Consider the following 10,208-nt stretch of genomic DNA (forward strand, 5'->3'; position numbering starts at 1 on the left):
CCTTTTTTGTATATTTTAAACACTATGCGTGCGTCTATTTCGAGCCTTTTATTTTTATGTGTTGGAGCAGCCTTTGCCAATGGTTTTTATGGCAACAATAGCGACATTCGCTGGAAGGCCGCAAGCACAGACCACTTCAACTTTATTTACCCGGCCGAATACAGTTCGCATGCTGCAAAAGTTTCCGCCTACGCCGAGGCGGTCTACGATTCTGTCGTCACCCGTTATCATCGCGACTTGCCTGGCCGCGTGAGCGCGACTCTCAACAATGCCCTTTACAGTAACGGTAACGCCATCCCAAGCGAAAACTCCATCAACCTTTGGCTAACCAACTGGGACTTCAAAATCCGCAGCAGCCACGGTTGGCTTTCGGACGTAGTCACGCACGAATTCAGCCACTTGGTCAGTATCGAAAACGCGAGCAAGTTCAAACCGAGTATTTACGGTTTGCAAATCAGCTATACCGACTACTACAACGAACGCACCACGCAAGATTTTGCGAGCATGATTCCCTTTACGCTGCAGCCGCTTTGGTTTGCCGAGGGTACGGCCCAGTACGAATCGAGCCGCATGGGTTTCGACGCCTGGGATACCCACCGCGACATGTTACTCCGCGTGGCAGCCCTGAACGATAGTCTGCTCACGCTCCCCTACATGCACGAATTTTCGGAAAATTCGCTGTTTGCAGAACTTGGTCCCTACACGCAAGGCTTTTCGCTGGTGCGTTACATCAGCCAGAAATACGGCGAAGACGCCATGCCGAAAATTTGGCACGAAATGTCCAAGTACAACCGCATGACTCTCGATGGCGCTATCAAGAAAGTGCTCGGCATAAGCGAACAGGAGCTTTACGACCAATGGAAACAGGAAATCACTGAAGCCTATAAGGCGCAGCGTGACAGTCTCGGCACTCTCGTCGAAGGCACCAAGATGACCGAAGGCTCCTTCTGGCAAGACTTCCCGATTGTCGCAGGCAAGAACCTGTACGGCGTTTCGAATTTTGGCGGCCCCTGGTTTGACGGCGGACTTTTCAAGATGCCGCTCAGCCCTAAAGACACGAGCAAAAAGGACGAAGTCATCGATGGCGTCGAAATCGGCGAAATCACCGTCGAAAACGAAACCGCAGACTCCACGATTGAAATCGGCGACTACGCCAAGCACGCATTCAAACTCAAGAAACCTTGGCTCGACAAGGGTATCGATGTCCACGAAGACAGCGTGCAAGGCCCGATGCTTGCCTACGTGAGCTACCAGAACCGCGACAAGGATGGCCACGCCCACTTTGACATCGCCGTAAGCGACACCAACAAGAATTCTGTTTCTGTCACCTACCTCGCCGACGCCGTGTATCCCGCCATCGATGCTCAAGGCACCACAGTCATCTTCGCCATGCGCGAACCTTACAGCACGCGATTCAAGCTCGCCAAAGTTCCGTACCCGAAAAATATCAAGGATTACACCTCCGAAGATCCGGTTGACCTCTTTGTTCCCGATTCCAAATTCAACTACTACAACATTTACAGCCCCAAGTTCAGCCCCGACGGCAAGCGCATCGCTTTCGGATTTTTTGACGACAAAACCCGCGGCATTGCCATCATCGATAGCGACGGCAAGAATTTCAAGATAGTCAGCACCGAAGGTTTTGATGAACGCGACGTAAACTGGATTGACAACGACAAGATTGTCTTTGCCAGTAACCGGAACGGCATTTTCAACCTAATTGAAAAATCGCTCTCCAGCGGAAGCGAACGCCCGCTCACCAACGTAGTCGGCGGCGCCTTCACTCCGGCCCTCGCAGGCGACACACTCTACTTTACCGAATACGACAAAGACGGTTTCTCGCTTTATAAAATGCCCTATGGCGCAACGCCGATGGTAAACGACACCGCCGTTACCGTAACCGAGCGCGACAGCGTCATTCAAATCGCCGACACAAGCTGCGTTGAAACGGCAAAAGATACAAACGTCATTGCGAGCGCCGAAGAAGCGAAGCAATCCACAGACTCTGCGCCCTGCGTTCCGCAAATCGTCCTCCGCGATTCCGTTCTGAAAATTGCAGACACCACGCGCACCGTCTCGCAAAAGCCCGCCGATGCACAAATCACACTCCGCGGTACACTCCCGCCCCGTATCGAAAAGCCGCTTGAAATTGCAGACATCGAATTCGCCGGCATCGAGCGCGACTACAAGCCAATCCCCTATATTCCGCTGTTCGTTCCGATGATAGTCTTTAGCGAAAATGCGCCCGACCTTACCGTGTTTGGCGAAGGTCAGCTCAAGGCAAAGGCAGGCCTTGCCGCTATCCTTTCGGACCCGCTCAAAAAGAACACTGTCCAAATCGGATTCTTGCTCGAAATCGGCAACGGCATTGACTACATCAACGGAGACGGACTCAACCCCAGGCAAGAAAAAGAATTCTTCGTGTCTTGGGAAAACCACAGCACTCCGCTCGACCTCGGACTTTCGTACACTTACGCAAACTATACCAGCAAAGACACCATACGCTACGAAGACGTTCGCGCCAACAACGGAGACAGCCTCGGCGTCAGCCATTACGCTATTTCGATGCAGTCTATCGTCGCAGGCGCCGGTTACAGTATTTTCAAGAGCATCGACACCTTGCAGGTGGCCGCCGGTTACGACTGGGCAAACTTCAACCTGTACGAAGACAATTTCGACTGGACATACCAGAACCGCTTTACCACACTCGTCGCACTCGGTCTCTACGGCGACCACGCCGAAGACACCGAAATCAACGGTCAGGGCAACGGGCTTAGGCTCTTCTACCAGTACAGCAATTCCGACTTGTTCCGCCCGGGTACCTTCGCCGAAAGCTTTACCGTTAACGCAAACGGCAAGATTACGCCCAAGTACCGCAACTTCAACATTCACGAAGTCGGCATCAATCTTTACGGCAGTATCCAGAGTCCGCTCACCGGCGCCCGCCTAGCGGCCGGCGGCAAACTTAGCGGCGTGTACAAGTGGAATACCGACGCCAAGCAGGACACGCTCGATTCGTACTACTACAATCCTGTATTCATCGAAGGTTACCCTTACTTGCGCAATTCCGAAAACTACACGCTCGCCGGCATGCGCACCGCCATTGCCGAACTCCATTACCTCTACCCCGTTTACGACGACTGGCGCAAGAGCGCATGGATATTCGAGACCCGCAGTTTCTACATCGACTTGTTCTCGCAGATGGGCGCCGCCTGGAACGGCAAGTGGTTCGACACCGACAAGTTCACCGACCACCGATTCTGGGACCGCTCCGTGGGCTTAACCTTCCGCATGAGCAACCGAATCTTCTACAGCGTGCCGTTCGACATCTCGCTCACGCTCGCCCGCGGTCTGAACCGCATCGACGAAGACGAGAATTTGCATGGGGGTAAAAAGCTTACGCCCATTGACCTTCCGGCAATACCCGAAAGCATCGCCCCCACCCGCATCAAATTCGCCATTGGAATGGGATTCACAAATACATGGCAGTAAGCCATGTATTTGTAGCTACATCTGAGGCTCGGTCATGTACAAACCTTCGGTTTGTCCGCGACTCTCGCCTTGCGATGTAGATCCAAATAGTTGGCAGTAGCCAAGATTTTAACGCACGTTTAACCTGTGGACTTCGGAACCAATCTTTACTAGATACATTCCCGAGTTAGGAACTTTAACATTCGTAATTCCATTTACGGTTCCGCGAGTCATTACTTGCCCCATTGCATTGAATACTGCAAATGGTTGCAATTTAGAACTTGACATTTGAATAGCAGAGCCTATACTTTGAACATAAATTTGCGCAGCCATGCGAACAGGGCGCAATTCCATATTATAGTAATATGGTTCAAAATCATCTTTTAAGCAATCATAACGCAACTGGCATGCAAGACGGACATCATAAGATTTCCATCTAACTTTTTCATAGGCACTGCAATAACACTTTTCATAAGCATTGTTACAAAAGCATTCAACATCAGGAATCGCACAATCATATCTCAAATCAGGATAGAAGAAAATATTCAGCGTATTCTCAAACTTCAAAGGAACCAAATCCGTTTCTCCATATGCAAAACCTGATTCTCCAACAGGAGCTAGCCTTGTGGAATCAGTCTTTTTATACAAATAAAGTGAATCCGGTGAAATAGAACAATGATTCCATGAATAACTAAACCATCCTTTATTTTGTTCATCCGGTTTCATTTCCCAATATTTCAAGGAATCTTTAGCATCTACAAGAATAGGGATTTCATCAATCCATTCCTTATAATCTGGAACCAACACATACATTTTCTTTGAATAATATTCAAAGGAATCATCTTTTGAATAATAAATATCTTGACGAATATCATTATATGCAAAACCATATTCATCAACACCATCAACGATTCTCCAAGACAATTCCGAAACGAAATAAACCGTGTCAACTAAATCGCTCATCATTTTTAATGGGAACGAATCATTCGTCTTGGAACAAAAACCGTCACTAGCTATAGGATCTTCAAAAGAAGTATCACGAGAAGAATAAATTAGCACCGAATCTGGAATAGAATCTTTTTCCCATGTATAATGATACCAACCATAATATTCCTCGGCATCACGTTCCATAGGTATGACATCACCATTTGCCAAATTTTTAATAATTGGCGGCGTTTCAAGCCATTCCCTATATTCGGGCACAAGCAGATAAAACGTAAATGATTCTGCCTGCAGAAAGGCTATCGCGGACAATACCAGCAGGATTATTTTTTTCATTATAACCCTAAAGTTCGCCGTATTTTTGTTTGGGCTTGATTTCGCCGGGAAGCAACTGTCCCGGACTTGTGCGCTGGCCGTCCTTACCCGTAAAGTTCGGATTGTAGGGTTTGACCTGCGCCTTCTTCTGTTCGGCCTGCAAGTCCAGCATATGCCGCTCCCATTCCTGCATGGCCTGGTCCAGTTCCGCGCGGGCATTGAGCATCAGTTCTTTCAACTGCATCAGCTCCAGCATCTTGTCGCGCTTCATGATCCACAGCTCTTCTTCTTCGGGCATGCGCTCAATGTTAAAGAGCAAGTTCATGTATTCTTCTTCGGCTGCGCGGTATGCCTTCTCCATTTCCTTGTAGACCATGTAGCGGTCATCCACCATCGTCTGTTGCGGCGACGGATGCGACGCACACCCCACCATGGCGAGAGCCACAAGGAAAAACAATTGTACACAAAAAAACTTACGCATAGGCCATTAAAATGTGCAATGTGCAATGTGCAATGTGAAATGTGAAATGTGAAATGAATAATGAACAATTAATAATTACACATCTCACATCACTAATTATTCATTCTCTTCCGCTTTCTTGAGCGTATAAAGTCTTTCGAGTGTAATCTGGCTCTTGAAGGTCGCGGTGTCCTTCGTGTCGGGGTTCACCATGGTATGCGTTCCGACCTTGACTTCACGTTCCTGGCAAGGCACGCCCGTCGTCGGGTCAATCATGACCTCGAACTGGGTCTGGTATTCCGCCTTAAGGCCCTTGTTGTACTTCTTGAACTGTTCGGGAACAATGCCGCTATTCACGTGCTGTTCCCAAATGTAGTACGGGAAGTTTTCCTTTTCCTGCAGGTACACCACATAGTCCAGGCAGCGGCGATGGTCGCGGTTTTCAAAGCCCTTCACCACCACGGAATCCACCTGAATCAAGGCAAAGTTCAAGCGGCCCTGGTCCTTGAGCATCTGCGTAATGTTACCCTTGGTCGGCACTTCGCCCAAAAGCATGTGGTCCATTTCCCAGCGGTGCTTTTCCAAGCGTCTCAAGTGCGGCTTGTAATCCGGATTCAAAAGCTGCTTGCGCCACACTTCGGGCATCGGGATACGTGCAAGCAGGGAATCGTAGCCGTCTTCAAGGCCTTCGATAGTCTTTACTTCGCGATCAATGGCAGCCATATCCACAGACTTCACGCGCCAAGCCAGTTCCGAAGGCATGTAGTTCTTCAAGTAACCGCGCGACTTGTCCATCACGTAATCGCGGTGCACCTTCAAGGTATCGCCCGCATTGGAATACGTCAGGTTCACATAAGCGGCCGTCACCGTCCCCATCTGTTCGTTACCCTTCAAGTCAATTGTCGAAAAATATCCTTCGGCATAAAGTTCCACCACAACAGGGGCGTCCACCTTATAGCTCACGTTCACTTTGGATTCACCGCAACCGCCGATTACAAGGGCAGCTGTGACTGCACATAGAATTTTCTTCATGAATTACCGATTTTTAGTAAGTAGAATCTGTTTGGACAAAAGCACCTTGCCATCGCCACTGACTTCAATGACAACCGGGCCCGGTTCCTTTTTGCGGCACAGTTCGCGGGCCGTCATCACGCCCATATGATGGCGGGACTTGCCCTGCAGCGTATAGACCCACTGCTTGTCGCTAACGGCCACTTCGTGGTCCCAAATCTTTTCGCCCTTGTGGGCAATCGTGCCTTCGTAAAAGGTCGTCTTAAGCATCGAAAAGTCAAAGCTCTTTCCGTAACGGAACTGCACAATCAGCGGGTCCCTCATTTCGAACTCGCTCATGGTATCGGCCACGACATCAAGGGCCGGATTCCATTCTCTTCCGCATACGATAGCGGTATCCTCAACCGAACATCCTGCAAACAGGCTAGCCATCGCCGCCACGAATGCAACGAACCATTTTTTCATACTTGCCTCCTTGTATGCGCTTTTAAACTAGTAAAATACCAGTTTGTCGGCTATCTCGAAAGCACAAACAACATTTCCAAATGGGGTGTCTGGGGGTAAAAGGCGAAACCTTCGGCCTTTTTCAGGGCAAAACCGCCCTCCCGGAACTTCGCAAAGTCCCTTGCGAGCGTCACCGGATCGCAAGAAACATAAATCAGGCGGTTCACCGAGCTCTTGATGATGGCCTCTAATGCCGTTGCAGGGAGCCCTGTCCGCGGGGGGTCCACAATCAAGGTTGCAGGCATGTCCACCACGTTCTCGGCAAGCCAATCTTCTGCGGGGGCAGACACGTTCTCTATGTTTATAGGGACGGGGGACACCCCCGTAACGCCCCCGTTCAAATTCACGCGGGCATGCGTCAAGCAGCCATCGTCACGTTCCACGGTCGTAATCTTTTTAAAGCGGTCCTTCAAAATCGCCGCAAAGAATCCGACTCCGCTGAACAAGTCAATGAGCCAGGCGTCACTCGCCTCGCCGCTTGCAATACCCTCATCAACTGCATTCTGCACGGCGGTTACAAGCTCCGGCAGCAAAGCCAGATTGCTCTGGAAAAACACCGAAGCGTCCGAACGGATTTTCTTGCCGGCCATTTCGACAACACTCACGGCATTCTTTTCGAAGTCGGCGGCAGGCATACCCTTGTAGTAATAGCTGACCTTGCCCGCACCGTTATCGAACAAATTCACGTCCAGCTCAAAATTTCTGGGCGGGCGCTTGGACGCCTTCATCGATTCTTCAAAAATTTTTGCCGCATTTTCTTTCAGGAACGCATTGAGTGCGGGCGTTAGCACCGGACAATTTTCAAACGGAATAATCCCATTGCTTTTTTGCATACGGAATCCGTAGCTGACCTTGCCGCTCTTGGCGCGGGCAATCACCACGCGGGCGCGGTTCCTGTAGCCCCATGCAGGCCCGGTATGAATCCTGAAGTCTTCCGGCAATTCTACGCGGGCGATTCGCCTAAAGTTTTCGCGTTCTACAAGCACAGAGCAAGCGGCCTGTGCAGAACTTTCCAGATGTTGCAAGCTGCACCCGCCGCACTTGCCGTAAAGCACACATCTCGGCTCCGCGCGGTCTACACTTTTTTCCGTGACTTTAATCACCCGACCCCGCGTAAAATCTTTCTTATTCTGCAAGATTTCCACTTGGCAAAGTTCGCCCGCAAGCGCCCCTTGCACAAAGCACACGCGTCCATCAGGCAGGCGGGCCATGCCTTCGCCACCCTGCACCATCTTTTCTATGCGGAGCTCATAAATCACAACGCAAATATAGTAATGAGTTGTGAGTTATGAGTTGTGAGTTGTGAGTTGCGAGTTATGAGTTGTGAGTTATGAGTTTAAGTTTTCAGCCGTAACCACTTTCTACCTTCCGCCCCCTACCTACTAATCTTCAAAAGGTCTAGATTTATAGAAAACAAACAAGGATGTTATTATGGAGTTCAGAAAAATTCTTTCCCCCGTTCTCGCGATGACTGCTCTTGGTGCGAGCAGCCTCTTCGCAGCAACAGCCTACATGAACCAGGTCGGTTTCTTGACCAAGGGCCAAAAGCAAATGGCCGTTGTCGGCGCTGAAGGTAAAGAAATCGTTTTCAAGACCTCTAGCGGCACCGAAGTTCTAAAGGTCACCGCCCCCGAAGCCCAAGTCTGGATTCCTGCAGGCGATACCGCCGCATCCCTGGTCGATTTTTCCGAAATCCAGACCGAAGGCAAATACCAAGCCTATATCGATGACGAGCCGATTGGCCACCCCATTACCATCGGTGACAAGGCTCTCGAAGAGGCCGGCAAAGCCTCTATCAAGTTCTTCTATTTCCAGCGCGCCTCTACCGCTCTTGAAGAAGAATACGCCGGCATTTACGCCCGCGCCGCAGGCCACCTCGATACCGCCGTCAAGTACCACCCCTCTACCGGCAAGACCGACACCGAAGCAACCTTTAACGGTTCCAAGGGCTGGTACGATGCCGGCGACTACGGCAAGTACATCGTGAACTCCGGCATTTCTACCTACACGCTCCTTCAGCTTTACCAGCAGAACAAGGAATACTACGACACCCTCAAGCTGAACATTCCCGAAAGCAGCAACGACATCCCCGACCTCCTGGACGAAATCCGTTGGAATCTGGACTGGATGCTCACCATGCAAGACGATGACGGCGGTGTGTTCCACAAGCTCACCACCAAGCAGTTTGCCGGTACCATCATGCCCGAAAAGGGAACCGCACAGCGCTTTGCAATCGGTAAAGGTATCGAAGCTTCCTGGGATTTCGCAGCCGTAGTCACTCTCGCTTCCGAAATCTACAAGCCCTACGATCCTGAATTTGCCCAGAAGTGCATTGACGCCGCACAGAAGGCTCGCATTTGGGCATTGACACACCCCTACGAAATTTACGAACAGCCCAGCGACGTGGGCACGGGAACTTACACCGGTTCTGTCGAATGGGCATCCAAGCTTTGGACCAACATCGAAATGTACCGCGTCAGTGGCGACACCTCCGTGTCAAGCATTATCAAGTCCCTTCCGATCAGCAACAAGAAGGCCGTTCTCCAAAGCTGGCAGAACAACTACATGCTCGGCATTTTCACCATCGCTATGAGCCCCGACGCCTTTGAAGCCGAAATGGTCGACTCCGCTACTTCCATCATCACCACAATGGCCGATAACTATGTCAAGTCTCTCGACAACAACGGCTACGGCGTAGCCCTTGCCAAGGGTGACTTCTACTGGGGTTCCAATGGTGTTGCCGCCAACAAGGGCATGGTTCTCATTCACGCCTACATTCTGACAAAGGACGAAAAGTACCTGAATGCAGCCCTGAGCATCGTGGACTACATTCTGGGCCGCAATCCGCTCGACAAATCTTACCTTACCGGCTACGGAGTCAATCCGGTCATGAAACCGCACCACCGTCCGAGCCAGGCTGACAGCATTGACGCTCCTGTTCCGGGTATGATTGCCGGTGGTCCGAACGCATCCGCTACTGACTGCGCCAAAAAGTACAACAACCCCGACGCCGTCGCAAGATCTTACTACGACAACTCCTGTAGCTACGCCACTAACGAAGTCGCTATCAACTGGAACGCCCCCTTCGCCTACGTGATCGGCAGCATCCAGGCAATCGCAGCCACTGGCAAGTCCTACGACATCAAGACTCCGGTCTCGGCCAAGTACGAACTTACCTCTATTCCGGCAGCCCGCAACCGTATCAAGGCCGCTCCGCAGGCAAACAGCAAGCGTCTCGTGCTCCGCGGCAAGAAGGTTCAGGTGGAATACACCGACAGAAACGGAATCAAGAGCTACTTCAGTATCGGCGGCAAAAAGGTCCGCTAACTGAAACAAGATCCTCCCAATCCCACCCAATACAAAACGAATGCAGCATCATTTGATGCTGCATTTGTTTCATACTCAAGAATCTTTTTTGTCACACTGATTCGAATTTGCTAACGCAAATTCAGGTAACGTATATTTTCTTTCGCAAATTCCTCTAAGGGGGTAAAAAAATAGGATG

General features: G+C 50.5%; 7 protein-coding genes. 2 read left to right on the forward strand and 5 right to left on the reverse strand.

Annotated elements, in window-relative coordinates:
• The first annotated feature begins 24 nt into the window (after positions 1-24).
• Complete coding sequence (locus B7988_RS12970; RefSeq protein WP_088658248.1) at positions 25-3,492, forward strand: PD40 domain-containing protein; 3,468 nt, start codon at positions 25-27, stop codon at positions 3,490-3,492.
• A 108-nt stretch (positions 3,493-3,600) separates the two neighbouring features.
• On the opposite strand, the gene B7988_RS12975 is transcribed toward B7988_RS12970, so the two are convergent.
• The 5 genes from B7988_RS12975 to B7988_RS12995 form a co-directional block, all read right to left on the reverse strand.
• On the reverse strand, positions 3,601-4,749 hold the full coding sequence (locus B7988_RS12975) for a hypothetical protein (protein WP_088658249.1): 1,149 nt from the start codon (positions 4,747-4,749) through the stop codon (positions 3,601-3,603).
• 7 nt (positions 4,750-4,756) lie between these two features.
• Complete coding sequence (locus B7988_RS12980) at positions 4,757-5,209, reverse strand: hypothetical protein (RefSeq protein ID WP_141225677.1); 453 nt, start codon at positions 5,207-5,209, stop codon at positions 4,757-4,759.
• 96 nt (positions 5,210-5,305) lie between these two features.
• Positions 5,306-6,220, reverse strand: a complete 915-nt coding sequence (locus B7988_RS12985; protein WP_088658251.1) for a hypothetical protein — start codon at positions 6,218-6,220, stop codon at positions 5,306-5,308.
• Between the two features lie 3 nt (positions 6,221-6,223).
• Entirely contained in the window at positions 6,224-6,664 is a 441-nt protein-coding gene (locus tag B7988_RS12990; protein WP_073319903.1) for a hypothetical protein, read from the reverse strand.
• 50 nt (positions 6,665-6,714) lie between these two features.
• Positions 6,715-7,962: a TRAM domain-containing protein gene (locus tag B7988_RS12995; protein WP_249269002.1), complete on the reverse strand. Its 1,248-nt coding sequence runs from the start codon at positions 7,960-7,962 to the stop codon at positions 6,715-6,717.
• A gap of 172 nt (positions 7,963-8,134) precedes the next feature.
• Here B7988_RS12995 and B7988_RS13000 point away from each other — a divergent pair, with 172 nt between their 5' ends.
• On the forward strand, positions 8,135-10,030 hold the full coding sequence (locus tag B7988_RS13000) for a glycoside hydrolase family 9 protein (protein WP_088658252.1): 1,896 nt from the start codon (positions 8,135-8,137) through the stop codon (positions 10,028-10,030).
• Positions 10,031-10,208: the final 178 nt, after the last annotated feature.

This window comes from Fibrobacter sp. UWB1, from assembly GCF_002210325.1.
Taxonomy (GTDB): Bacteria; Fibrobacterota; Fibrobacteria; order Fibrobacterales; family Fibrobacteraceae; genus Fibrobacter.

Coding starts and splice junctions, on each gene's coding strand:
- B7988_RS12970 (WP_088658248.1), top strand. CDS start 25: ATGCGTGCGTCTATTTCGAGCCTTTTATTTTTATGTGTTGGAGCAGCC.
- B7988_RS12975 (WP_088658249.1), bottom strand. CDS start 4,749: ATGAAAAAAATAATCCTGCTGGTATTGTCCGCGATAGCCTTTCTGCAG.
- B7988_RS12980 (WP_141225677.1), bottom strand. CDS start 5,209: ATGCGTAAGTTTTTTTGTGTACAATTGTTTTTCCTTGTGGCTCTCGCC.
- B7988_RS12985 (WP_088658251.1), bottom strand. CDS start 6,220: ATGAAGAAAATTCTATGTGCAGTCACAGCTGCCCTTGTAATCGGCGGT.
- B7988_RS12990 (WP_073319903.1), bottom strand. CDS start 6,664: ATGAAAAAATGGTTCGTTGCATTCGTGGCGGCGATGGCTAGCCTGTTT.
- B7988_RS13000 (WP_088658252.1), top strand. CDS start 8,135: ATGGAGTTCAGAAAAATTCTTTCCCCCGTTCTCGCGATGACTGCTCTT.